23 protein-coding genes and 1 pseudogene are annotated in these 24,203 nt (G+C 71.1%); 14 read left to right on the top strand and 10 right to left on the bottom strand.

Annotated elements, in window-relative coordinates:
- Window positions 1-26 precede the first annotated feature (26 nt).
- Window positions 27-773: a VC0807 family protein gene (locus K7396_RS00855; RefSeq protein ID WP_223659528.1), complete on the bottom strand. Its 747-nt coding sequence runs from the start codon at window positions 771-773 to the stop codon at window positions 27-29.
- Between the two features lie 95 nt (window positions 774-868).
- Between K7396_RS00855 and K7396_RS00850 the strand changes: the two genes are divergently transcribed.
- Window positions 869-1,597: an MFS transporter gene (locus K7396_RS00850; RefSeq protein WP_317852145.1), complete on the top strand. Its 729-nt coding sequence runs from the start codon at window positions 869-871 to the stop codon at window positions 1,595-1,597.
- 141 nt (window positions 1,598-1,738) lie between these two features.
- Here the strand turns inward: K7396_RS00850 and K7396_RS00845 are convergent, their stop codons facing one another.
- Window positions 1,739-2,479: an SDR family oxidoreductase gene (locus tag K7396_RS00845; RefSeq protein ID WP_086717090.1), complete on the bottom strand. Its 741-nt coding sequence runs from the start codon at window positions 2,477-2,479 to the stop codon at window positions 1,739-1,741.
- 533 nt (window positions 2,480-3,012) lie between these two features.
- On the opposite strand from K7396_RS00845, the gene K7396_RS00840 reads away from it, so the two are divergent.
- The gene (locus K7396_RS00840; protein ID WP_086717091.1) at window positions 3,013-4,014 is read left to right on the top strand and encodes an aldo/keto reductase; all 1,002 of its coding nucleotides are present in this window, start codon (window positions 3,013-3,015) and stop codon (window positions 4,012-4,014) included.
- Window positions 4,015-4,385: 371 nt separating this feature from the next.
- Window positions 4,386-6,539, top strand: coding sequence for an RNA polymerase recycling motor ATPase HelR (helR, locus tag K7396_RS00835; RefSeq protein ID WP_086717092.1), 2,154 nt, complete (start codon window positions 4,386-4,388; stop codon window positions 6,537-6,539).
- Window positions 6,540-6,563: 24 nt separating this feature from the next.
- Here helR and K7396_RS00830 read toward each other — a convergent pair whose 3' ends face one another.
- Genes K7396_RS00830 through K7396_RS00820 form a run of 3 tightly spaced genes read right to left on the bottom strand, consistent with a single transcriptional unit; the run spans window position 6,564 to window position 10,410 of the window.
- Window positions 6,564-8,792, bottom strand: coding sequence for a xanthine dehydrogenase family protein molybdopterin-binding subunit (locus tag K7396_RS00830; protein ID WP_086717093.1), 2,229 nt, complete (start codon window positions 8,790-8,792; stop codon window positions 6,564-6,566).
- 8 nt (window positions 8,793-8,800) lie between these two features.
- The gene (locus K7396_RS00825; RefSeq protein ID WP_086717094.1) at window positions 8,801-9,784 is read right to left on the bottom strand and encodes an FAD binding domain-containing protein; all 984 of its coding nucleotides are present in this window, start codon (window positions 9,782-9,784) and stop codon (window positions 8,801-8,803) included.
- On the bottom strand, window positions 9,781-10,410 hold the full coding sequence (locus K7396_RS00820) for a 2Fe-2S iron-sulfur cluster-binding protein (protein WP_086717095.1): 630 nt from the start codon (window positions 10,408-10,410) through the stop codon (window positions 9,781-9,783). The genes K7396_RS00825 and K7396_RS00820 overlap by 4 nt, the downstream gene beginning before the upstream one ends.
- A 435-nt stretch (window positions 10,411-10,845) precedes the next feature.
- On the opposite strand from K7396_RS00820, the gene K7396_RS00815 reads away from it, so the two are divergent.
- The 6 genes and pseudogenes from K7396_RS00815 to K7396_RS00790 all read left to right on the top strand — a co-directional run bounded on the left by K7396_RS00815 (window position 10,846) and on the right by K7396_RS00790 (window position 15,170).
- The gene (locus K7396_RS00815) at window positions 10,846-11,625 is read left to right on the top strand and encodes a vWA domain-containing protein (RefSeq protein WP_086717096.1); all 780 of its coding nucleotides are present in this window, start codon (window positions 10,846-10,848) and stop codon (window positions 11,623-11,625) included.
- Between the two features lie 429 nt (window positions 11,626-12,054).
- Window positions 12,055-12,450, top strand: coding sequence for a peptidase inhibitor family I36 protein (locus tag K7396_RS35855; protein ID WP_086717097.1), 396 nt, complete (start codon window positions 12,055-12,057; stop codon window positions 12,448-12,450).
- 41 nt (window positions 12,451-12,491) lie between these two features.
- A pseudogene (locus K7396_RS00805) lies at window positions 12,492-12,653 on the top strand (VOC family protein); the annotation flags it as partial.
- Window positions 12,654-12,850: 197 nt separating this feature from the next.
- Entirely contained in the window at window positions 12,851-13,093 is a 243-nt protein-coding gene (locus K7396_RS00800; RefSeq protein WP_086717098.1) for a hypothetical protein, read from the top strand.
- 722 nt (window positions 13,094-13,815) lie between these two features.
- Window positions 13,816-13,989, top strand: a complete 174-nt coding sequence (locus K7396_RS00795; protein WP_086717099.1) for a CsbD family protein — start codon at window positions 13,816-13,818, stop codon at window positions 13,987-13,989.
- 371 nt (window positions 13,990-14,360) lie between these two features.
- The gene (locus tag K7396_RS00790) at window positions 14,361-15,170 is read left to right on the top strand and encodes a glutamate racemase (RefSeq protein WP_167392737.1); all 810 of its coding nucleotides are present in this window, start codon (window positions 14,361-14,363) and stop codon (window positions 15,168-15,170) included.
- Window positions 15,171-15,222: 52 nt separating this feature from the next.
- Here the strand turns inward: K7396_RS00790 and K7396_RS00785 are convergent, their stop codons facing one another.
- Window positions 15,223-15,717 carry a GNAT family N-acetyltransferase gene (locus K7396_RS00785; protein ID WP_086717128.1) on the bottom strand — a complete coding sequence of 165 codons (495 nt, stop codon included), beginning with the start codon at window positions 15,715-15,717 and terminating at the stop codon, window positions 15,223-15,225.
- Window positions 15,718-16,159: 442 nt separating this feature from the next.
- On the opposite strand from K7396_RS00785, the gene K7396_RS00780 reads away from it, so the two are divergent.
- The gene (locus K7396_RS00780; RefSeq protein WP_143589066.1) at window positions 16,160-16,564 is read left to right on the top strand and encodes a hypothetical protein; all 405 of its coding nucleotides are present in this window, start codon (window positions 16,160-16,162) and stop codon (window positions 16,562-16,564) included.
- 4 nt (window positions 16,565-16,568) lie between these two features.
- Window positions 16,569-17,603: a hypothetical protein gene (locus K7396_RS00775; RefSeq protein ID WP_086717102.1), complete on the top strand. Its 1,035-nt coding sequence runs from the start codon at window positions 16,569-16,571 to the stop codon at window positions 17,601-17,603.
- A gap of 70 nt (window positions 17,604-17,673) precedes the next feature.
- On the opposite strand, the gene K7396_RS00770 is transcribed toward K7396_RS00775, so the two are convergent.
- The gene (locus K7396_RS00770; RefSeq protein ID WP_086717103.1) at window positions 17,674-18,846 is read right to left on the bottom strand and encodes an epoxide hydrolase family protein; all 1,173 of its coding nucleotides are present in this window, start codon (window positions 18,844-18,846) and stop codon (window positions 17,674-17,676) included.
- An 82-nt stretch (window positions 18,847-18,928) separates the two neighbouring features.
- On the opposite strand from K7396_RS00770, the gene K7396_RS00765 reads away from it, so the two are divergent.
- Window positions 18,929-19,504, top strand: coding sequence for a CGNR zinc finger domain-containing protein (locus tag K7396_RS00765; RefSeq protein WP_086717104.1), 576 nt, complete (start codon window positions 18,929-18,931; stop codon window positions 19,502-19,504).
- Window positions 19,505-19,710: 206 nt separating this feature from the next.
- Here K7396_RS00765 and K7396_RS00760 read toward each other — a convergent pair whose 3' ends face one another.
- Window positions 19,711-20,385, bottom strand: coding sequence for a TetR/AcrR family transcriptional regulator (locus K7396_RS00760; protein ID WP_086717105.1), 675 nt, complete (start codon window positions 20,383-20,385; stop codon window positions 19,711-19,713).
- Window positions 20,386-20,477: 92 nt separating this feature from the next.
- On the opposite strand from K7396_RS00760, the gene K7396_RS00755 reads away from it, so the two are divergent.
- On the top strand, window positions 20,478-21,914 hold the full coding sequence (locus tag K7396_RS00755; protein WP_086717106.1) for an amidase: 1,437 nt from the start codon (window positions 20,478-20,480) through the stop codon (window positions 21,912-21,914).
- Window positions 21,915-22,050: 136 nt separating this feature from the next.
- Here K7396_RS00755 and K7396_RS00750 read toward each other — a convergent pair whose 3' ends face one another.
- Together K7396_RS00750 and K7396_RS00745 are read right to left on the bottom strand one after the other, a co-directional pair.
- Window positions 22,051-22,563 carry a GNAT family N-acetyltransferase gene (locus K7396_RS00750; RefSeq protein ID WP_223659526.1) on the bottom strand — a complete coding sequence of 171 codons (513 nt, stop codon included), beginning with the start codon at window positions 22,561-22,563 and terminating at the stop codon, window positions 22,051-22,053.
- Between the two features lie 219 nt (window positions 22,564-22,782).
- Window positions 22,783-23,355: a TetR/AcrR family transcriptional regulator gene (locus K7396_RS00745; protein ID WP_086717108.1), complete on the bottom strand. Its 573-nt coding sequence runs from the start codon at window positions 23,353-23,355 to the stop codon at window positions 22,783-22,785.
- Window positions 23,356-23,492: 137 nt separating this feature from the next.
- On the opposite strand from K7396_RS00745, the gene K7396_RS00740 reads away from it, so the two are divergent.
- Window positions 23,493-23,822, top strand: a complete 330-nt coding sequence (locus K7396_RS00740) for an antibiotic biosynthesis monooxygenase (protein ID WP_086717109.1) — start codon at window positions 23,493-23,495, stop codon at window positions 23,820-23,822.
- The last annotated feature ends 381 nt before the right edge of the window (window positions 23,823-24,203 follow it).

Genomic DNA, 24,203 nt, shown 5'->3' with positions numbered 1-24,203 from the left:
TCACCGCCGCCGCGGCGAACCGCTGGTCAGGCCGCCGCCGCGGCTGCCGCGGCGCGCGCTTCGCCCTTGCGCCGTGCCCGCTTGCCGTACGCGGCCGTCCACACGGCCAGTGCGCCGAGAACGCCGTAGACCAGCACCGGGCTCAGGACCACCATGGTGTCCGTGCTCAGGACGTACACCAGCGCGACCCGGGCCAGGGCCTCCAGGCAGTAGGCCGCGCCCCAGACCGCCGTCATGGTCCGCAGGGTCGTACGGAATCCCTCGAACTGCCACAGACCGTTCCACCACGCGGTGCTCTCCGCGGTGCCGTCGGTCGCGAACTTGCGGCCGAAATAGAACATCAGCGGGCGCGGTGCCAGCAGCGTCGCCAGGCACAGCAGCCCGAACAGCCCCGTGATGGCCGAGTCCTTGAGCAGCAGGGCGCGGGCCGAGTGCGCACCCACGAGTGACACCACGGCCGTGAGCACCAGGAACGCCAGGGTGACCACGGCGAATTCGTCGATCCGGCGGCGCCACACGAGGTGGACGACGCTCTCCAGCACGGGCCAGGCGCCGCCCGCCAGGAGTGCCGCGGACTCGCTCCAGCCGTGATCGCGGAGCGCGTGGTAAGTCAAGATCGGCGCGACGATGTTGAGGCCGATGGTGAGCAGCCAGCCGAGGGCGGCGGCGCCCTTGGACCGCGCCGGTGGCGCCGGCCGGCCGAGGACCGGAGCTGTCTGCGTCTCCGGGGTGGCCGGAGCGCTCTGGGTAGGTGTGCTGTCCCGAGTGGGCACGATTCCCCCTGAAGTGCCTGGTGAGTGCGGTAAGGCAGAACGTAGAGCAGGCCCGGGGCGAGAAACAGGTGCCGCATGCCAAATGATCACCAAATCTGGCCGGAGCGATTGATTCCGTTGCCGCGGCGCTGGCCGTACTGCTCTCCGCGTCGGCCGCCATGTTCGGCGCACTGTTCGTCGGCACCTACTTCCTGCAGGACGTCCTCGCCCTGGACCCGCTGCAGAGCGGTCTTCGGGCGCTGCCGCTGGCGGTGATGATGGTGTTGGGCGCGCCGGCCGCCGCGGTGCTCCAGCGGCGGCACGGTGCCCGCCGCACGACCATGGCGGCCATGGCCCTCGTCGTCCTCGGCATCCTGGTGCTGTCCTCACTCGACCGGACAGCCTCGACACCCGTCATCTGCGGGGGATTCCTCCTGCTGGGCACCGGGTTCGGCACCGTGATGGTCACCGCGACGGCCGTCATCGTGCACCAGGCGCCCATGGAACACGCCGGGGTGACCGGCGGCCTCCAGCAGACCGCGATGAACATCGGTCCGATGCTGGGTGCCGCGGTGGCAACCATGCTGATGACCCTCACGGCACCGGCTTCGACCGGCACGGAGCCGACCGCCGGCGGACCACACGTGCCCCCCGAGGTGTTCACGTCGGCCATGGGCGCCACGCTGCCGGCCCTCGCGGCCCTCGCCGCGCTCGGAGCGCTGGCCGCCGCCGTACTGCCACGCCGTGCGCAGGGTGCCAAGGCATCCCGGCCGTCGACGAGCACAGCCCGGGACGGCCGGGAGCCGGGTCGCGCAACCACCCGGACGGCGGGTGCGGGTGAGTGAGGGCCGCGCTGTTGTGCTGGGGCGCAGGGTGCCGGGCCGTGGGTCCGGTGGCGGCCCGCCCCTCAGCGGTCGACCAGCCGGCTACCTCCCCCCGGTGGCTCCCTGCGCCCCGGCCGCCCGGTCTCCCCAGCCACCACCCGGTCATCCCGCCTTCTGGACCCACTCCTGGTAGTGCGTGGACGCCAGGTGTGCGTGCGGTCCCGGGAGGAGTGCGTCGCCGGTGATGGCCCCGAACATGCCGGCCTGGGCGTCGGTGGTGACGGTCCGGGCGTCCTTCTGCGCGGCCAGGGTGACCCTGCCGAGTTCGTCGAGCGGGCAGACGTCCGGGCCGGCCACCTCGTAGATGCCGTGGAGCGGAGTGCCGGTCGAAACGTGGGCGACCGCGTCGACGACATCCGCGGCGGCGATCGGCTGGATGGGGGTGGCCGGCAGCCGGACCGTGCTGTCGTCGGACGTCCACGACAACACGGCGTCCATGAACTCGAAGAACTGGGTGGCGCGCACGATGGAGTACGGCGTGGGCCCCTGGCGGAGCAGATCCTCCTGCAAGGTCTTGGCCCGGTAGTAGTCCAACTGGGGCACCCGGTCCACGCCGACGATCGAGAGGATGACCTGGTGCCGGACGCCGGCACGCTCTCCGGCGGCGAGCAGGTTGTGCATGGCGGTGCGGAAGAACTCCAAGGACGCCTCGTCGAAGGTCGGCGAGTTGGCCAGATTGATCACGCCCTCGGCGCCTTCCAGGGCCTGGTCCAGGCCCTCGCCGGTGATCAGGTCGACACCGGTGGACGGCGCCGCGGGGGCGGCCTGATGGCCGGCTGCGGTCAGCTTCCGGACCACCTGCGAGCCGATCAGCCCGGTACCACCGATCACTGTGAACTTCATGGCTGTCACCTTTCTCGACGGGCACGGGGCAGGCCACGGGGTCAGGGAGGGCGCACCCTCCGCTCGGAGACGTATTGTCCGAGCGACGCCCGCTCGGTCCGGTACGCGACACCCCGAGGAACAGCCCGGCCACCCGGAGCGGTCAGTGCGACCAGGCGAGGGCGACGGACCTCCGCTCGTGCGGACCTGAGCCATCATCAGCCCACGCGGGAACATTCGCGCCGCGCCGTGCCGTTCCGCATCGCGCCGCCGGCCTCGCCCGACCGGCGTGCTCTCCGGCGGCGTACCGTGGGGCAGCCGGCGGGGCCGGCACCGTCGGACGGCTAGCCGAACACCATGGTGCAGGGGCGGACCGCCGACGCCGGCGCCGCGCGCGAAACGGTACGACCGTCCACCGGTACGGACGCCGGCCCCGCGTGGCCCGGATACCTACAGAGGCGGGGGCCGCACCGAAGAGATCGCATAGCTGTAGCACCGCGCCCGCACCGCCCCCCGCCCCGCGCCGCTGTCCGGTCCACTGAGAGGAAGACTCGATGAAGTACCGCACGCTGGGTGCCAACGGCCCCGAGGTGTCCGCGATCGGTCTGGGCTGCATGGGCATGTCCGTCGCCTACGGCGTCCCCGACGAGGAGGAGTCCCAGCACACGCTGGACCGCGCCTACGAGACGGGCCTCACTTTCCTGGACACCGCCGACGCCTACGGGCAGGGCGCCAACGAGGAGTTGGTCGGCCGGTGGCTGCGCCGGCACGCCCGCGAGCGGGACCGGATGGTCGTGGCGACCAAGTTCGGACTCCGCCACGACGCGTCGACCGGCCGCGTCGGTGACGTCGACACCTCCGCCGACTACGTACCCGTCGCCTGCCGGGCATCCCTGCGCCGCTTGGGAGTTGAGCACATCGACCTCTACTACGCGCATCGCCGAGACCCCGCCACGCCCGTCGAGGAGACGGTCGGCGCCATGTCCCGGTTGGTGGCGGCCGGACTGGTGCGCCACATCGGGCTGAGCGAGGTCAGCGCCGCGACACTGCGCACGGCCCACGCCGTCCACCCGATCAGCGCGGTCCAGGTGGAGTACTCCCTCTTCACCCGCGGCGTGGTGGAGGGCGAACTGCTGGCCACCTGCCGCGACTTGGGCATCGCCGTCGTCGCCTACTCCCCGCTGGGGCGCGGGATGCTCACCGGGGCCGTCTCCTCCCGAGGCGACCTGGACCCGGACGACAACCGGCGGCGCTGGCCCCGGTTCGCCGACGAGAACATCCAGCGCAACCTGGTACTCGTCCAGGCGGTACGGGAGGTCGCCGAACGGATCGGCTGCTCGCCCGCCCAGGCCGCGCTGGCCTGGCTGCTGGCCGAGGGCGACGACATCGTCCCCATCCCCGGTACCAAGCGGCGCCGTTACCTGGAGGAGAACGTCGCCGCCGTGGCGCTGTCCCTGACCGAGGCCGACCGCGAGCTGCTGCGCCGGGCGGTGCCCGAGGAGGCGGTGGCGGGGGAGCGCTACCCGGAATCGGCCCTGAAGCGGTTGGGGCACTGAGGGGGCGGATCGCCTGGACGCCTGGGCGCCGGAGGTCTGGACGCCTGGGCGCATTCCTCCCTGGAACGACGAAGGCAAGGAGTGCTGCCCACTCCTTGCCACTCTCAACGTATAGCGCACGGGGGGGCTTGCGGCAAGGCCCCGGTCCTGGGGCAGAATCGCGGGCCGATGCCAGAACCAGTGGAAATGGGGGATTCGCGAAGTGCGTATGCGTTTGTCGGGTCGTGGGGTATGTGGTGCCGGTGAGTGCGAGCCGGTGGCGGTGCGCGCACCGCATGTGCGCGCACCGCATGTGCACGGATTCGGCGCCGGGGTGCGGATGTGCGCGCCGGCGGCCGTCGCGGCGGCGGCCTCGGACCGGAGCTGATGACATGAACCCCCTGACCACCCGTGCGTTCGACCTTCCCGACCACCTCGCCGCCAAGGCCGACCCGGCGCTGATCGGCGGCGACGAGCAGCACTTCGCGGCCATCTCGGAGAGCCTCGACCAGTCGATCGCCGAACTGTCCGACCGCCTCGACGCCGAACGCAGGGCACCCGGCGGCATCGGCCGGGGAGCGATGGACCGGGATGCGGAGATCCACCGGCTGACCGGCCGCCTGCGGGCCCTGCGCCGCTTCGGTCTGGACCTCTGCCTGGGGCACTTCGTCCGCGCGGACGACCCCGAGCCCGTCTACATCGGACGCCTCGGCCTGACCGACAGCGACGGCCGCCGGCTGCTGTACGACTGGCGCTCCGCCGCGGCCGAGCCGTTCTTCGCCGCGACCCACGCCGACCCGATGGGGCTGGTGAGCCGCCGCAGGTACCGCTGGACCCGCGGCCGGATCAGCGACTACTGGGACGAGGTGTTCACCGCCGACGGGCGCGAAGGGCACGCCGCGCTCGACGACCATTCCGCGTTCATCGCCAGCCTGGGCGGCAACCGGTCGGCCCGGATGCGCGACGTGCTCGCCACCATCCAGGCCGACCAGGACGCCGTCATCCGGGCGGGATCCCGCGGGGCGCTGGTCGTCGACGGCGGCCCGGGGACGGGCAAGACGGTCGTCGCTCTGCACCGCGCCGCCCACCTCCTGTACGCCGACCCGCGCCTCGGGCACCGTCGCGGCGGAGTGCTGTTCGTCGGTCCGCACCAGCCCTACCTGGCCTATGTCGCCGATGTCCTGCCCAGCCTCGGCGAGGAGGGCGTGCAGACCTGCACCCTGCGCGACCTGGTCACCGAGGGGGCCGGAGCGGCGGTCGAGACCGACCCGAGGGTGGCCCTCCTGAAGTCGTCCGCGGACCTGGTGAAGGCGATCGAACCGGCCGTCGCGCTCTACGAGGAGGCGCCCACCGAGGGGATGACGGTCTCGACCCACTGGTCCGACCTCTGGCTGAGCGCCGACGACTGGGCGGCGGCGTTCGCGGCGGTCGAACCGGGCACGCCGCACAACGAGGCACGCGACCAGATCCGGGAGGAGCTGCTCACGCTCCTCATCGACAAGGACGACAGCGATGCCCCGCCCGAACTGCTCAGGAGGTCGCTGTTGCAGGACCGGGAGCTGATCCGGACACTCAACCGGGCGTGGCCGATGCTGGAAGCGGGCGACCTCGTCGAAGACCTGTGGTCGGTGCCCGCCTACCTGCGCCGGTGCGCTCCCTGGCTCGGCCCCGACGACGTGCGCGCGCTGCAGCGTCCGGACGCGCGGGCCTGGACCGTGTCCGACCTGCCGCTCCTGGACGCGGCACGGCAGCGGCTCGGCGATCCGGAGGCGTCCGTGCGCAGGCGTCGGCAAGAGGCATCCGCCGCCGCCGAACGCGCGCGCCGGGCCGATGTCATCGACAGCCTGCTGCAGAACGTCGTCATCGACGAGAGCGAAGGCGCGATGGGGATGCTGCGCGGACGGGACCTGCAGGACAGCCTGGTCGACGAGGGCGCACTGCCCGCCACCGACCCGGAACCCCTCGCCGGCCCGTTCGCCCACATCATCGTGGACGAGGCCCAGGAGCTGACCGACGCCGAGTGGCAGATGCTGCTGCACCGCTGCCCGTCCCGGAGCTTCACCCTCGTCGGCGACCGCGCGCAGGCCAGGCACGGGTTCACCGAGTCGTGGCAGGAACGGCTGGAGCGGGTCGGACTCGACCGGATCACCGTGGCCCGGCTGGGCATCAACTACCGCACGCCGGAAGAGGTCATGACGGAGGCCGAGACGGTCATCCGTGAGGCGCTCCCGGAAGCCAACGTGCCGACGTCCATCCGCAGCAGCGGCATCCCCGTCGTCCACGGGTCCGTCGCGGACCTGGCCCCGGTCCTCGAAAGCTGGCTCGCCGCCCACGACGACGGCATCGCCTGCGTCATCGGCGACCCGGAGTTCCGGGCGACGCCCCGCGTCCGGTCGCTGACGCCGGAGCTGTCGAAGGGGCTGGAGTTCGACCTGGTCGTCCTCATCGACCCGCAGAACTTCGGCGAGGGCATCGAAGGTGCCGTCGACCGCTACGTCGCGATGACCCGCGCGACCCGGCAGCTCGTCATCCTCACCAGCTCCTGAGGCCAGGTCCATAGGCCGGCCGGTTCAGGCGTCCATCAACGGCAGACCGGGCAGCACCTTCTCGATCGTGATGGGGAAGTCGCGTACGCGCACTCCGGTGGCGTTGAACACGGCGTTCGCGACGGACGCGCCGGACCCGCAGATGCCCAGCTCGCCGACGCCCTTCGCGCCGAGGACGTTGGCCTTGTCGTCGTATCCGTCGAGGACGACGACCTCGACCTCGGGGATGTCGGCATGGACCGGGACCAGGTACTGCGCGAGGTCCCGGTTGACGAAGGCGCCCGACCGGGGGTCGACGACGGCCTCTTCCTCGAGGGCCGCGCCGGCCCCCCAGATCATGCCGCCCATCAGCTGCGAGCGGGCCGTCTTCGCGTTGAGCACACGGCCCACCGAGAACACGCCCAGCATCCGGCGCAGACGGATCTCGGCGGTGTCCACGTCGACCCCCACCTCGGCGAAGTGGGCACCGTAGGTGTGGATCGAGTAGGCCGAGTAGTTCGGGTCGTCGCCCATGAAGAGGGTCCGGCCCTCCGCCTCCCGGCCTTCCTCGGGGATGCGGGCGGTGATCTCGCTCAGCGGCTCGGACGCGTCACCGACGCGTACGCTGCCGTCGGCGAACACGGCGTCCGCCGGGTCCCGGCCGTACAGCGGCGAACGCGTGTCGCCGCTCGCCGCGGCCAGCAGCTTCTCGCGCAGGGTCAGGCACGCCCGGTGCGCCGCGGTGGTCGAGTTGGCGGCACCCCACGAACCGCCGGACCCCCAGCTGGTGGGGAAGTCGGAACGCCCGAGTTCGATCCGCACCCGGTCGGCCGGCAGCCCGAGCCCGTCGGCCGTCACCTGGGTCAGGACCGTGTAGGTGCCCGTGCCGATATCGGTCATGTCCGTCTGGACGACGGCGGTGCCGTCCGCCGTCAACCGCACCCGCACCGCCGCCGGCCCCTGGAAATGCCCGCGGATGGCGGCGGACATGCCGTAGCCGACCCACCAGCGTCCCTCGCGCCGGCTCGCCGGGGTGACACAACGGCGGTCCCAGCCGAACCGCCGCGCGCCCTCGCGCAGGCAGTCGACCAGGTGCCGGTCGCTGTACGGCACGTCCCGCTCGGGATCGACGGTGGGCTCGTTGCGTATCCGCAGCTCGACCGGGTCCATCTCCAGTGCATCGGCCAGTTCGTCCATGGCCGACTCCACCGCCAGCATGCCCGGCGCCTCGCCCGGCGCGCGGACGTCCGTCCCGCGCGGCAGGTCGAGCGGGGTGAGCCGGTGGCTGGTCAACCGGTGGGGCGCGGCGTAGAGGCTGCGGGTCGTGGCGGCGGTCTGCTCGGCGTACTCCACATCGGGGTTGGTGTGCATGGTGACGTCGTGCGCGAGGGCCGTCAGCCGCCCGTCGCGCGCGGCACCCAGCCGGACCCGCTGGCGCGAGGTGGGGCGCATGCCGATGAGCTGGAAGATCTGCTGCCGGGTCATCGCGACCTTCACCGGCCGGCGCAGGTCGCGGGCGGCGAGCGCGGCCAGGATCGTCTCGGAGTGGATGCCCAGCTTGGAGCCGAAGCCTCCGCCGACGAACGGGGTGACGACATGCACCAGCGACGGGTCGATCCGCAGCGTGGCGGCGATCGAGGCCTGCGCCGCGTCGACGATCTGGCAGCTGACGTAGACGATCAGGTCCTCGCCGCGCGGCTCCACCAGACACGCGTGCGGCTCCATCGGCATCGAGAACTCGTACGGCGTCGTGTAGCGCTCGTCGACCCGCACGGAGGCGCTGCCGAACCCGGAGTCAAAATCGCCCACCGCGGTGTCGGTGGGCAGCCCCGCGTTGGCCTCCTTCGGCGCGTACGCCTCGCCTTCGTGCTCGTCGAAGGCGAAACGCCCCCGACCGAGGCGGTACTCCACCTCGACGAGATCGGCCGCGGCGCGGGCCTGCTCGAAGGTCTCGGCGACCACGAGGGCCACCGGCTCGCCGTAGTGGTGGATGTCCGGCCCGGTCAGCACCGGCTGGGCGCGCCAGTATTCGAACGGGATGGACTCATCGCGCGGACCCTGCTCCGGTGCGTTGTGATGGGTCATCACCATCCTTACGCCCGGGGCACGTTCGGCGCTGCCGGTGTCGATGCCGGTGATGCGGCCCTTGCCGATGGTCGCGCCGACGATGGAACCGTAGAGCGGCTGGCCGGCCTCCCAGTACTCGTAGGCGTAGGTGGCCCGGCCGGTGACCTTCAACGGGCCGTCCACGCGGTTCACAGCTTGGCCGATCATCTCGCTCCTCAACTCGACCGGGCCGCCTGCGCCAGCGTCCGGCACAGGGTGCGCTTGGCCAGCTCGATCTTGAAGTCGTTGCCGCCCTGTCCCACGGCGTCGCGCAGCGCGGCCTCGGCGGCGTCACGATAGGTGGCCATCGTGGCGGGACGGCCTGTCAACGCGGCCTCCGCCTCCGGGGACCGCCACGGCTTGTGCGCCACACCGCCGAACGCCACCCGGGCCGCGTCGATCGTCCCCTGGCCGACCGAGACCACGGCCGCCACGGAGACCAGGGCGAATTCGTAGGACGCCCGGTCGCGCACCTTGCGGTAGAGCTGCCGGCCGGGCGGCGGCGGGGGCAGCAGCACGGCCGTGATCATCTCGCCGGGCCGCAGCACGGTCTCCAGGTGCGGGGTGTCGCCGGGCAGCCGGTAGAAGTCCGTGATGACGACCCGGCGCACCGATTCATCGACGTCGAGCAGCTCGATCTCCGCCTCCAGCGCGGTCAACGCGACCGCCATGTCCGAGGGGTGGGTGGCGATGCAGGAACTGCTGGCGCCGAGGACGGCGTGGATCCGGTTGAACCCGCCGATGGCGGAGCAGCCGGATCCGGGATCCCGCTTGTTGCAGCCCGCGGCGGTGTCGTAGAAGTACGGGCAGCGCGTGCGCTGCAGCAGATTCCCGCCGGTGGACGCCTTGTTGCGCAACTGGCCCGAGGCACCGGACACCAGCGCCTGGGACAGCACCGGATAGCGCGTACGGACCCGGGCGTCGGCGGCCACGTCGGAGTTCGCCGCCTGGGCACCGATGCGCAGCCCGCCGTCCGGGAGTTCCTCGATCTCCCGCAACGGAAGCCGGCTGATGTCGACCAGATGGCTGGGCTTCTCGATGTCGAGCTTCATCAGGTCGAGCAGATTGGTGCCGCCGCTGATGAACTTCGCGCCGGACCGGGACACCGCGGCGACGGCGGCCCCCGCGTCCGCCGCCCGCTCGTAGGTGAAGGACCTCATTCCGCGTCTCCCTCCGCGACGCCGCGGATGGCGGCGACGATGTTCGGATAGGCGGCGCACCGGCAGATGTTGCCGCTCATCCGCTCGCGGATCTCCTCATCGGTCAACTCGACCTGTGGTGCGGTGACATCGGCCGTGGCGTGACTGGGCCAGCCCGCCTCCGCCTCGGCGAGCATGCCGACCGCCGAGCAGATCTGGCCGGGAGTGCAGTAGCCGCACTGGAAGCCGTCGCAGTCGATGAACGCGCGTTGCATGGGGTGCAGCTCGTCGGGGCCGCCCAGGCCCTCGATCGTCACGATCTCGTCGCCCTCGTGCATCACGGCCAGCGACAGACAGGAGTTGACGCGCCGGCCGTTGACCAGCACCGTGCAGGCGCCGCACTGCCCGTGATCACACCCCTTCTTCGTCCCGCTCAGCCGCAGGTGTTCGCGCAGCGCGTCGAGCAGCGAGGTCCGCGGATCCACGTCGAGCTGCCGTGCCCGGCCGTTGACGTTCAAGGTGACAGAGAGGAGCCCGGCCGTCTCGTCCTGATCCGGCCGGCTCCGGTGCGTCTCGCGCTGATTCCGCTCGTCCTGGCTTCGCTCCCTCGGGCTCCGCACCGCGGCGCCCGCATCTGCTCTGCTCATCGCAGCCCGCCTTCCTCCCTGGGCGCGGGTGTCACCCGTGACACATCGCGCCCCGGGGGACACCTGGAGGTGCGCCGCCGTCGGCAGGCGCGCTCCTCCGTGCACCGTCTCCGCTGGCGGGCGCGTTTCTGCGTGCCCCGTCACCACCGGCGGCACGCTTCCCCTCCCAGGGTCTCGCACATGGTTGACCACCGCACTGCGAGGACCGCTGCCGCAAGGCCGCGGGAAGCGGACGAGGTGGTGGATCGCCCGTGCGGGAGAGGGGAGCCCGGTCCCACGCCTCGTACGCGCTCAAGCAGAGATCGCGAAAGGCGAATCCCGAAGACTCCGGCGACTCCACGCAAGACGGCCCCCGAGCGACGGCTTTCGCTGTCGGAGCACCATTATCGGCAAAAGCGCCACGCACACCGCCCGGCTCGGCGACAATCACTGCGCATGGCCATCGATTATCGCAAGCGCACCAGAATCGACTACCGCAAGCCGGCCAAGATACCGGCCCCGGCCATCAGCCTGGAGAAGATTTCCGGCCGTGCGCCCGGGCTGGTCAGTCTTTACAAGACCGCCGCGGTCTCGTTGGCCAAGAACCATGCCGGAGGGCGGCGCGCCGCCGTGTATCTGGTTCTGGACCGTTCCGGGAGTATGCGGCGCTACTACCGCGACGGCTCGGTGCAGCACTTGGCGGAACAGGTGCTCGCCCTGGCGGCCAACCTCGACGACGACGGGGTGGTGCCGGTCTTCTTCTTCTCCACGGAGATCGACGGGACAGCGGAGATCAGCCTGGACGCCTACCAGGGCAGGATCAACCCCCTGCACGATGCCATGGGCCATATGGGCCGTACGAATTACCACGTCGCGATGCAGGCGGTCATCGATCACTACCAGTCCAGCGGTGCCCGTGATCCGGCCTTCGTCGTCTTTCAGACCGACGGTTCTCCCACCTCCAGGGCCGCCGCCGAACACGTCCTGTGCACGGCCGCCAAGCTCCCGATCTTCTGGCAGTTCATCGGCTTCGGCGACGACGAATTCCGCTTCCTGCACAAGCTCGACGACCTCCCGGTACCGGACCGGCGCGTCGTTGACAACGCGGGATTCTTTGCCGCCGGACCGGCACCGAAGACGCACCCCGACGCGGTGCTCTACGACCACCTGCTGCAGGAGTTCCCGCTGTGGCTGACCGCGGCCCGCGCGGCCGGCATCGTCAAGGACGCGGGGTGAACCGTGACGTGCAGCGCGCCGTCGCGTGACGGCGCAGGGGCGAAAGCATCCTGAGAACGGTGACGGGGCGGTGCGACGGCGCGACGGCGTCCGCAACCGGGCGCCCTTCACCACCCGATTCACCACCCGATGCCGTCATACATGAGGCAGAGCGGCCCCGTGGTGCCACTGTTCCGCGATATGCCGTCGCCTCACTGATTCCTTCGAACCGGCCAGATTTTCCTGGCAAAGAGTCGCCTCAAGGTTCGGGCGAATCGGCCATCATTCGGTAAATTGAGTATCTTCACGCCTGACCTGGTGAATGCTGCACTCTCGGCGGATACGGAGCAGGGGAGTGGCCTTTCCCTCCTCGGAACAGCAGCCGCCGGCCGACTCGCATGCCCGTTCGCGCAGTGTCCCTTTCCTCACCCAAGGATTCGGAGCAGACCCATGTCCCGACAGCATGAAAGATCTCTGGCGAGTGTCTCCCTCGCACTTGTTCTCGGCGTCCTCGGATTCGCCGCCCCGGCACAGGCGGCACCGAGCTGCCCCGCACAAAGCCTCTGCTCCTACAGCGGCTCTTCCCTCTCGGGCCGCGTCACCGTTGTTCCCGCCTCCAGTATCGAACGGGCCGGAACCCGTGGCGTACAGCTGCCCGCTTCGGCGCGGTCGTTCTTCAACGGGACCCATTTCACCGTTCGTTACGGCCCCGCCCGGCAGGCGACCTGTGTCCGGTTCCCCTGCTATCAGTACGTCACGCTCGGAAAAGTCACACCCGGAGCCCAGCTTCGCTCCCTCCCCTATGCCGCGAGCGCCCTCGTCGTCGGGCGGGACTACGGCAACTGACCCACGCCGGCCACGACGGGGCCCGGCAGCGATCCCGATATCCGCAACAAGCCCACCTCGATTTCGCGGTCGACGATCTGGACGAGGCCGAGGCGCTGCTGCTGGGGCTGGGCGCGGTCAAGCCGGAACACCAACCGGGCGGCGACCGGTGGCGGGTCTTCCTCGACCCGGCCGGCCACCCGTTCTGCCTGACCAGGGGCTGACGCCGGAATCACCCCTGTCTCCGGAGGAGTGCCGGAACCGTATGCACTCACGTCCCTCCGCGAGGTGACACGGCGAGACGCCGCACGCCACGTCGAAAAACGGGTGGTGTGTCTCTCAGTCCGTGCCGAGCATGGCGCAGGGCCGCCCGGGTACCGGGTCAGCACGCCACATACCGACCGAGGAGGTATCTCGACCGATGTCCCGTCGTGACACGTCCAGCGATGACAGCACCCCGGTGCCCCACGACCTTCCGAGTCACCAGGCCGATGTCTCCAGCCCGGTCCCCGACCCGTGGGACCCCGAACTGTCGGAACACGAAGGCGAGGGACCGGACGAGACGGTTCCCGACACCGATCAGGCCGGCACCGGGCGGAGCGGTGTGCCCAAGGCGTCGGGAGTGCGTTCCGACCAGCCCGTCCCGCACGAGCCGGTCGACTGACGCCGCCGCCCGGACTCGCTCCGGGCGTACCGCAACGGCAACTGCCGCCGGGTGCCGTCCTGCCCGGGCGCCCGGTGGCAGGGTCGCGTTGCGTCGAGTCGGGTCTCTGTCCGTCTATCGCCCCTCGGGAACATCGGAGGGGGGACGGCCCGAGCAAGCGAGGCCGGACTCCTCGTCGTCCTGCTCGGAGCCTCCGTACGGCTCGCCGCCGGAGTATGCGGGCTCCACGAACACGTTCGTGTAGTCGGGCTTGGCCGGGCGGGGGAAGGACGCGTTCATGTGATCTCCGGGCTCGTGGCTGTGTGCAGCCGATGCTTGGGGTGATGGAACGTCACATCCGTTGTCGTGCACCTCAGATGTGGCCTGGGGGTGTACGGGCGCGGGAGTGGCGTCGTGGAGTAGGGAACGTGGTGGCGGATGCGGCTTCGACATGAACAGCGGCTGGTTGCCACGGTGTCGGGCAACGGCGCTGACGTGGGAAAACCGTCCGACGTCACGACCTACGGGGAGAGTATCCCCCACGTGCGGGACTTCGTCTTCCGCATTGTCGTGGCCGCGCTGCGACGTGGGCACTGCCCCTCGAACCCGGCGGCTCGACGCCACCGCGTCCACAGCGTCCGTGGTCGGCAGCCGATCACTCCGAAGCGGATGTTTGTGCCGCTTCGGCAAGGGCACGCGATCTTGTGTCAAGGAAACACGCCAACGCGAGGAGGAGTGCGACCATGACCGCCACCGACAAGATGACGGCCAAGACCAAGCAGGCCAAGGGCGCCGCCAAGGAAACCCTGGGCCGGGCCATGGGCAATGAGCGGATGACCGCCGAAGGCCGGGCCGAGCGGGCTACCAGCGATCTGCGTCAGGCCGCGTCAAAGGCCAACGAGGCGCTGCACCGGTGACGACGCCGCGCCGTCCCACGGACAGAGGTGGCCCTCCCCGCAGAGACCGAGGCGGTGGCCCGCAGGCTTTCCTGCGGGCCACCGCCTTGTGTTGACGCACCGTCTGCAGCTCCTGGAATGGGGCCCGTTCACCCCGGCAAGCCGGCCGTGCCGTGTGCCGGTGGTGCCGTGGGGCCATACCACTCTCCATGGATTGGTCATGCCTTTGACGGGCGCAGCCGGTGCACGCTCTCGGCCAGTGGCACTCAGGAACCAGCACACGAGAGGCAACCGGCGTGGACGAGAAGACCAGGGATCGCGACGGGCGCGAGCGACACCGGCGACAGGCGAAGGAGGCGGCAGCCGTACCGGCACCGCCGCGCGGGGGCCGATTGAAGATCGCGCTCATGGACGTGGGCATCGGCCTGCTGGCGGCGGCCGCCGCGGTACGGCGCCTGCGGCCCGACGCCGATCTCGTGCTCTCCTCGGACCCCGACGGCATGCCCTGGGGACCGCGCACCCCGCAGGACGTCACGGCCCGCGCGCTCACCGTCGCCGAAGCCGCCGTGGCCCAGCGCCCCGACGCGCTGATCGTCGCCTGCAACACCGCTTCCGTCCACGCCCTGACCGCCCTGCGCGACCGTCTCGGCCCTGACCTGCCGGTCATCGGCACCGTTCCCGCGATCAAACCGGCCGCGGCGGACGGCGGACCGATCGCCGTGTGGGCCACTCCCGCGACCACCGGCAGCGCCTACCAGCGCGGTCTCATCGAGGAGTTCGCGCCGGAGATGAGCGTCACCGAGGTGGCGTGCTCGGGGCTCTCCGACGCCGTCGAGTACGCGGACGAGGCCGCCATCGGACGCGCGGTCGCCACCGCGGCCGCGCGTACGCCCCACGAGGTGAAGGCCGTCGTGCTGGGCTGCACCCACTACGAACTCGTCGCCCCGCACATCCGTGCCGCCCTGCAGCACCCGGACCGGCCCAAACTCGCGCTCCACGGTTCGGCCGAGGCGGTCGCCGCGCAGGCGCTGCGCAGGATCGGCGAGCGGCCCGCCCCCGAGGCACCCGCGGACGGCGGCCTGACGGTGATCCTCAGCGGGAGGAAGTCGGAACTCCCGGCGGCGGCACTGAGGTACGACGAGGGGCGCCGGCTCCGGGCGGCCGGACCCGTCGTGCGCCGTGAAGTCGTCCACGAGAGGTGAAAATGCCCTGGTCAGGGCGTAGTTGCGGTGCTCGGCCGAAGCCCGCGGGACGTCATTGGCCGATGCTCCGGCACCAACGGACCTCTCCGTCGTGCCGGTCGTCCGTGGGCGTGAGTCCGCAGGCGGTGGCGACGGCGGCGGAGGCCAGGTGAGCGGGGTGGATATGGGCGTGGACGGTGGGGACGTGCCGCTCGCCGAGCCAGGCGACGAGCGCCTGAGCGGCCTCGGTCGCGATGCGGCGTCCTTGATATGGGGTCCCCACCACCCAGGCGATCTCGGCGATGGTCTCGTGGCCTGAAGCGCTGAGGGTCGCCTGGACCGTGCCCGTCAGACATGCGTCGTCGCGAAGCCGGATCACCCAGTTGTGCCAGGCGACGGCGGGGTCGGGCGAGCCGGCGGCGAGGCGTCGGTAGCGCGCCCGCAGGTCCTGAGGGGCGTCCGGGGCACCGCCGATGAAGGTGTGCAGGGCGGGATCGGACAGCACCGTGGCCATCTCTTCGGCGTGTTCCACGCGAAGCGGCAGGAGATCGAGCCGGCGGGTCCGCATGGCTTCGGCGGGGAAGGGCGCGGGGGTGAGGCCGAGGTTCACGCCGGCACCACCTCCGGCGACCGACGGGGGCCTGCGACCCACCCGCCGCGGGGCGCCTGTGCCGCGTCGGGCGGCTGCGCCAAGCCGTGTCCTGGGTAGTCGCCTTCGCGACCGCGCGGTATCAGGGCGGCGTCGTTCTCCAGTGGGTGTGTGAACAACGCAGGGACGACGGTGGACACATCGGGCTCCCGAGTCGGTGGCGGTGACCGACACCTTAGGGCCGCCGCTGTTGGTGCCGGAGGCGTGAGGGGGGTTTGGCCCCGTTCGTTCGGTTGCACAACAGCTCCAGGAACGGTGGTCGGCCCCGTCGGGGTACGGAGGGGAACTCATGGCATCGAAGGACAGGCGTGGGGACAGGGAGAGGCGCGGGGAGGACGAGCCGGAGATCCACATCGGGGAAGTGAGCCACGGAGCATTCAACTTCGGCAGTCACAGTGCTGTGGTGTCGCCGGTTTCCGGGGCCTTCCTGGACGAGGAGGCGCGGGTGCTCGTCCTGGCCCTCCGAGAGCTGCGTGCCGACCTCGCGAGGGTGCGGCCGACGGCTGACGTGGTCGCGTTGGCAACGGAGTTGGAGCTTGTTCAGGCCGAGATCGCGGGAACCGGCTCGGTCACGTCCCGACGCCTCGCCCGGCTGTGGGAGGCGATCGCGGAGGCGCACACGGTGGTCGGCGTCTTGGCGTCCGGTGCCGCGTTCGTGGAGGCGATGGAGCGGCTCGGTGCGTTGTCCCAGCGGCCGCCCACGGGACACACACCCCCGGGCCCCAGCACCAGTTCGGACGACGACGAGTGGCCGGAGCCGGAGTAGATCCATGGGCGACATCGCCAAGGGCGCGCTCGGCGGGGCCTGGACGCTGCTCGTCGGCTGGATCCTGCCCACGGCACTGAATCTGGCGCTGTTCTTCCTCACCGTCGCGCCCAGCCTCCAGGGCCTGGCGCCGCTGAACCGGCTGCGGCCGGCGACCGGCGGCGGTACCGCGCTGCTGTTCCTGACCGGCTCGTTGCTGCTCGGGCTCGTCGCCAACGCCGGTCAGAATCCGCTGTACCGCTTGCTGGAGGGCTATCTCCTGTGGCCCGCCGTGGCCTATGAAGCGGGCTGCCGCCGCAGCCGCCGGGCGAAAGCGGCGCTCGCCGACCGGCTCTCCCTGCTGCGGCTCGAACGCCGGGAGCGGGAGGCGGGAGAGCTTCCGCCGGAGGACGCCGAACGGCTGACCCGTCTCCGGGAGCAGCCCCATACCGAGCGTGCCGCGCGCAGGGACCGGCGGCGCACCGCCGCACAACGCGCCCTGGTGCACGAAAGGCTCGCCAGGTACCCCATCGCGGACGACCAGATCGCGCCCACCCGGCTCGGCAACGCCATCCGGCGCTTCGAGGAGTACGGCCACGACCGGTACCGCCTCGACACCCAGGTCCTCTGGAACGAGCTGACCGGGTGCGTGCCCGACCAGGTACGCCGGCAGGTCGAAATCGCCCGTACCAGCGTCGACTTCTTCGTGGCGCTGCTCTACGGGCATGCCGTCGTCTGCTTCCTGGCCGTCCTGACCCTGGCCACCGCGCACCCGGACACCTCGATGCTGTGGAGCACGGTCGTCGTGCTGGTCCTCCTCGTCCCGGTCTGGTACCGGTCCGCGGTCACCAGCACCGACGAGTGGGCCGCTGCGGTCCGTGCCATGGTCAACATCGGCCGCAAGCCGCTCGCCGACGCGCTGGGACTGAAGCTGCCGGACCAACTGGCCAAGGAGCGGGAGATGTGGACGATGGTGTCCCGGCTGTCCCGGATTCCGTACCACGAGCGGGCATCGGCCCTGGACCGCTATCGCGCCGCGGGGGAGGGCGGGCCGACATGATGACGGGTCGCGGGGAGGCTCCCGGAAGGGGGGTGTCAGGCAGCGACCGAGTGCCGGCACCCGGCCGCCTTCACCGCTGAGCGGCCAGCACCGCCGCGAGGCCCTCTTGCAGGTCCTTGACGAAGAACTCGGGAACCTCCAGCGACGGGAAATGCCCCCCGCTCTCGGGCGACCTCCATCGGACGATCTGCCGGTACCGCTCCTGTGCCCAGGGGCGCGGGCACTTCTCGATGTCGCGGGGGTACATGGTGATGGCCGACGGGACGTCGACCCGGAGTTCGGGGTCCAGCGCATTGTGGCTCTCGTAGTAGATGCGGGCCGACGACGCACCGGTCCGCGTCAGCCAGTACAGCGTGACGTCGTCGAGAATCCTGTCTCGGGAAATCGTCTCGAACGGGCTGTCCTCGGTGTCGGTCCACTCGGCGAACTTGTCGAGGATCCAGGCGAGTAGCCCGACCGGTGAGTCGACGAGCGAGTAGCCGATGGTCTGCGGCCGGGTCGCCTGCTGCTTCGCGTACGCCGCGCGGTGACGCCAGAAATGGCGGGTCTCCTCGGCCCACGCGCGCTCGACCGCTGTCAGCCCGTCCGTCGGCAACCCGGGCGGTCCTTCCGCGAACGTGGTGTGGATGCCGAGGACGTGCGCCGGGAACCTGCCGCCGAGAACCGTGGTGATATTGCCTCCCCAGTCACCGCCGTGGGCCGCGAACGTGCGGTAGCCGAGCCTTCCCATCAGTTCCACCCAGGCGGCCGCGATCTTTTCGGTTCCCCACCCGGTGGTGGCCGGCTTGTCGCTGTAACCGAAGCCCGGCAGCGACGGGACCACGACGTGGAACGCCGGCGCGTCCGCGTCGTCCGGATCTGCCAGCTCGTCCACCACATCGATGAACCGGGCAATACTGTCCGGCCAGCCGTGCGTCAGGATCAGCGGAGTGGCATCCGCGCGCGCGGACCGGCGGTGCAGGAAGTGGATTCCCAGACCATCAATGGCCGTGCGGAACTGGCCGATGCGGTTGAGGCGCTCTTCGAACGACCGCCAGTCGTATCCGGTGCGCCAGTAGTCCACGACCTCGACGAGGTCGGCGAGCGGAACGCCCTGGTCCCATCGGCGCGGGCCGGATGCGGCGCGAGGGACCGTCTCGGCCTCCGGGAGCCGCGCCGCGGCCAGTCGCGCGCGCAGATCGTCGAGGTCGGCGTCGGTCGCGTGGGCTTCAAACGCTTGCACGTCGCTGGTGGGACGGGGCATGAGACCTCCTGACCATCGTGGAACCGGCTAAGGCGGTTCTAGCAGTTTCCCGAACCACACCGCAACCGCCTAAGGTGGTTCCATGCGTGCTGGATTCCCTGACTTCCGTCTCGGCAACGTGCTGGCGACCAGCTTCACCGGGACCCTGTCGGAGCGTCATGGCGACTCCGTGGAGCGGATCCCCGCACCGCAGCGACTCATCGACTGGCTGGCGGTGTACGGCCTCGCCGTGGACTCCTGCACCGCCGCCCAGCTCTACCGCGCTCGGGAACTGCGGGAGTCGATCCACGCCGCCGCGACGGCGGCCGCGACCCAGGACGCTCTCCCCGCGTCCGCCGTCCAGGTCATCAATGACTGCAGCGTCCAGGGCCGGGCCGCGGCGATCCTGACGCCCGAGGGCAATCGGGAATGGCGGCTCGGCTCGGCTTCCTGCGTGGAGGACGCCCTCAGCGTGATCGCCGCCGACGCGATCAGCATCATCGCGGGCGAACGCGACGGGAAATTGGCCCTGTGCGCCTCGCCGACCTGCCGGGCCGCCTTCTTCGACGCCAGCCAGAGCCGCACCCGCAAATGGTGCGACATGAACACCTGCGGCAATCGTCAGAAGAAGGCGCGTTTCCACGCCAACCAGCGCAAGAACCCCGGATCAGCGGAGTGATTCTTACCCCGGCACATCCAAGTGGGCCCCACGCCCGCGGCACATCTGTCGCGTTGGGTGCACCCCAACGGCACCACTGAAACCGCAACCGCATGGCTCGGGTGGCGGCCAGGTGGGCAAGAGCGGCCATGGGGGCGGTGATGTGCCGGCACCGGGTCCGGTGGAGACGAGCGTGCCGGCGCTGGACGCACGCAGAGCGGGTGCCCTCACCGGGAGGGATGTGACGGCGGGGCCTGGCCGTCTCCCGCCGGGGCTGGTCGCTGTGCGAGTGCGGTCCAGGAGCGCAGGAGCAGGTCGAAGGCGTTGACGACCACGTCGTCCGGGATGCCGTCGGGAGTCAGCAGGTGCTGGATGAGCAGGCCGTCCTCCAGGGCGTGGACGATCAGAGCGAGGAACGCGGGGTCCGCCGGCGACTCGACCCCGTGGGCGGCGAACGCCTGCTCCAGGCCGGCGGTGTGGGCTTCGCGGGCGAGGAGTTCGCGTTCGGCGAGCAGCGGTCGGAGTTCGTCGTTCCGCAGGGCGTGCAAAACGAGTTCCATGCGCAGGGCGAGCCATTGGGGCAGGTGCTGTGCGCGGTCGCGGTTCCAGGCCCGGAGCTTGTCGAGGGCGTCGGCGAGGGAGGTGGCGCCCTGGGTGAGAGCGCCGACTTCCTCGAGTTCGCGGTGTGTGCGGTTGTGGAGCAGCTCGGCGACGAGGGCGTTCTTGTCCTCGAAGTTCCCGTAGAAGGCGCCGCGGGTGTAGCCGGCGCGCTCGGCGATCTGCTCGACGGAGGTGCCGTTGACGCCGCGTTCGGTGAACAGCTCGGCGGCGGCGGCCAGCAGGCGGCCGCGGGTCTGCCGGCGGCTCTCTTCGCGGGTCAGGCGTTTGCGTTCGGGTGTCACGCAGGAATCCTACGGGGCGCCGGCGACCGCAATATTCAGTTCTGTATCCAGATACAGATCTGTATATTTCTGTCGGGAGGAAGGGAGGCCCGATGGGGGCGAACGAACTGTGGTCGCTGGGGGCGTCGGAACTGGCGAAGCTGCTGGCATCGGCGGAGGTGTCCGCGGCGGAGGCCGTGGAGGCACACCTGGAGCGGATCGCCGCGGTGAACCCGCAGGTGAACGCGGTGACCCGGCTGCTGGAGGGCAGTGCCCGGCAGGCGGCGCGGGAGACCGACCGGCGCCGGGCCGCCGGTGAGCGGCTGGGCCCGTTGGCCGGGGTGCCGTTCACGGTGAAGGAGAACATCCACGTCGCCGGATCGGCGACCACGCACGGCGTGCCGTACTTCCGCGACTGGGTGGCGCAGGCGGACGCGCCCCCGGTGCGGCGGCTGCGTGCGGCCGGGGCGATTCCGATCGGCCGCACCAACATGCCCGACCTGGCGCTCGCCGGACTGCACACGGTCAGCCAGCTGTTCGGGGACACCGTCAACCCGTGGGACCCGCAGCGCACTCCCGGCGGCACCAGCGGCGGCGACGCGGTCGCGGTGGCCACCGGCATGGCACCGCTGGGCCTGGGCAACGACTCCGGCGGCTCGGTGCGCAACCCGGCGACGTTCAACGGCGTCGCGGGGCTCAAGCCGAGCTACGGGCGGTTCCCGGCCGACCACCGGATGAGCGACCAGGAGCCGGTCCTGGGGCACCAACTCTTCCCCGTGGACGGGCCGCTGGCCCGCTCGGTGGCGGACCTGCGGGCTGCGTACGAGGTGCTCGCGGGGACGGACCCGCAGGATCCACGGGCCGTTCCGGCCCCGCTGTACGGGCCACGGCCCCACGCACCGGTGCGGGTCGGCGTGGTGACCGACCCGGGCGGCCTGGGCGATGTCCACCCGGACGTGCGCGCCGCGATCGAGGCGGCGGCAGCCGCCCTGGAGGACGCCGGATACCTCGTCGAGGAGGCGGAGGTGCCGCGGCTCCAGGACGCTCTCGACGGCTACGGCGCACTGCTGCGGACCGAGTTCTCCCTGGCCTGGCCGATGCTCAGGAGGCTGCTCACCGACGACAGCGCCCGCCACATCGAACTGGACACCCAACGCCACCCGGCCGTCGGCCTGGAGGAATACCTCCGGCAGACCGGCGTACGCCTCGGTGTCCAGCGCGCGTGGGCCCAGTTCTTCGAGCACTGTCCGCTGATGCTCGGACCCGTGTCCACGCAGCCGGTACCCGAGCCCGTGGTGCCGCGGACCCCGGAGGAGCGCGACGCGATCTTCACCCCGATGCGGCTGCCGACCGCGTCGACGTATGTGGGGGTGCCGGCCGTGGCCGTGCCCACCGGACTCGCGTCCGGGCTGCCGCACGGAATTCAGATCTTGGCAGGGATGTACCGCGAGGACCTGTGCCTGGACGCGGCGCAGCGCATCGAGGAGCGCCTCGGCGTACTCACCCCGCTCGATCCGCGCAGGCACCGGGTCGACAGCGACGAGGGGTGATGGCGGGGATTTCCCGGCCTGCCTGCCCCGAGCGCGTGCACCTCGCCGTGGAGGCATGGGCCACGACGCCGATCTGACCGGGACGCCCCCGGGGACCGGCGGCGGTGCCGAAACACCGCCGCCGGTCCCCGCCGTCTCACCGCCGCGACAGGTCGGCCGCCGTGATGCGGAAGCGGGCCGTGCCGGCGTCGCCGCTCCAGCGCCGCAGGCCGGCCTTCTCGAGTACGCGGACCGAGGCCGGATTCGACAGCTCCACATCCGCCTGCACCGTGTGCACGCCCGGCGCCGTCAGGGCGAACTCGACGAGGGCCCGGCCGGCTTCGGACGCGTAGCCGCGGCCCCGCCGGGAGGCGACGACGCCGTAGCCGAATTCGACGCACCCGTCACGGGGAGGCCAGAACAGGCCGAGGGAGCCGACCACCAGGCCGGTGGACCGCTCGACGATCTGGCGGTGACCGTACTCCGCCGGCCCCTCGGGCGCTTCGGCGATGACACCGGCGATGACGCGGTCGCCCTCGGCGGGGAAGTCCGCCGCCCAGTGGGCCAGTCGGGCATCACGGATCACGGCGGTGAGCTCGGCGCCGGACCACGGCCGCAGCACGAGGCGGTCGGTGGTCAGGTCGGCACCGTCGAGAGAGAAAGAAGACACGCGGGACTCCTGGTCGTTCGGAACGACCGGGCCGTCGGCAACCTCAGACGGCCCGGAAAAGGGCATGTTGATGACGCGTCAGGCGGACCATATTCATCAACCTCCCTCAACCGTCGCCACGCACCGTGCGTACCGGCCGGAACCTATCAGCCGGCCCCCGGACGCCGCCTGCCGATTTCCCGGCCTGGATGCGCGCGTCCGACGCGTCGCCGAGTCTCCTCAGGAGCCCTCGCCCTGCGAGCCCTTGAGCAGGAGGTCGGAGGCGCGGGAAAGGACCTCGGTGCGGGTCCGGCTTCCGTGGTGGTAGGCGAGGAAGTGGTTGCCGATCGCCAGGCAGAAGGCGAGCAGACTGCGGGCCTCGGCCTCGTCCGGGTCCGCGCAGATGGTGCCGAACAGCTCCCGCGCGTAGTCCATGCGCCGGTTGTCGACGCGGTGCAGGCGCTCGGCGACCGACTCGTCACGCCGGGCCCAGTCGCGGACGGCGAGGTCGATCGGCAGCAGGCGGTCGCTGGAGAAGGTGAGCCGGCCCGCGTGCCGGATCTTCGTCCGGGCGTCGCCGCCCTCGCGCTCGACCCGGTCGCGCACCTGGTCCACGCTTTCGCGCTCCCAGGTGTCGAGCATCGCCTCCAGCAGCGCATCGCGGTTGGCGAAGTGCCCGTAGAACCCGCCCTTGGTGACGCCGAGCGCCCGGGCGAGGCTCTCGATCCGGACGGCGTCGGGGCCGCCGGCGGCCAGCGCCAGCAGGCCCTGCTCGATCCAGCTGCTGCGGGGAGTGCGTGTGACGGCGGGCATGTCCCCAGTATCGCTGGTGGTGTTGACAGCGTTTCACGGCGGCCTAGTATGACGAAGTATACGGCGCCGTATATTTGACGGCGCAGGGGGAAGTCACCGGACGGCAACGCCCGGTGCCGACGAAAGGAGGTGGCGGGATGTCGGTCGGATTCGTCGGCGTTCACTACCCGCACCCCACGCACTTCGACGACTTCATCACCCGCGTGCACCACGCTGTCGATGTCCTGCGGACCACCCCGGGCTGCCTGTCCGCCGCATGCTGGGTCACGGGCGAGGGGTACGCGGTCGTCTCCACCGCGCAGTTCGCCTCCGACGAGGCCCTCGCGGCGTCCTTCGCCGTGGCCCAGGAAGCCGGCGTGGACTTCGCCTACGACGAGCGGGAACGACTCCCTCGCCAGGTCCTCACCCTCCGTCCGGCGGCGGCCCCGGCGGACGAGGAGCCCGTCACGATGCCGACGACCGGGTGAGGCGGCGGCAGTCCGAAGTGTGACGGCAGGAAGGAGGCACCCGGCGTCGGCAGCCTGGGACGGTGCTCAGCATCGGCCCGTATCGGGGGTGTTGCCGAACCGGGTCCTCCGGCCGTGCACCGTCACCCCGGGGCGGACCAGGCGGAGCGCGGCGACCGGCACCACCGGGGCCGGCCCGTTCAGGGCGACGGCCCGGCGCGGGAGCGGCGGCCGGACCGCACCGCAATCCGGCTTTCCGGGACCGCTTTTGCGGACCGGACGGGCCGGACCGGACCGTATGAGCGCGCCGCTTTATGCCCCGCATAAAGCCGGAAAAACATCGTCCATCGGCTGCGTAGGAGAACAGAGGCGGGGCACATGAAGCCTCGGAGGTTGATAAAT

Origin of the sequence: Streptomyces angustmyceticus (genome assembly GCF_019933235.1) — a bacterium.
GTDB lineage: Bacteria > Actinomycetota > Actinomycetes > Streptomycetales > Streptomycetaceae > Streptomyces > Streptomyces angustmyceticus.
The sequence above is the reverse complement of the archived record's forward strand: the minus strand, read 5'-3'. Positions and strand labels throughout refer to the sequence as shown.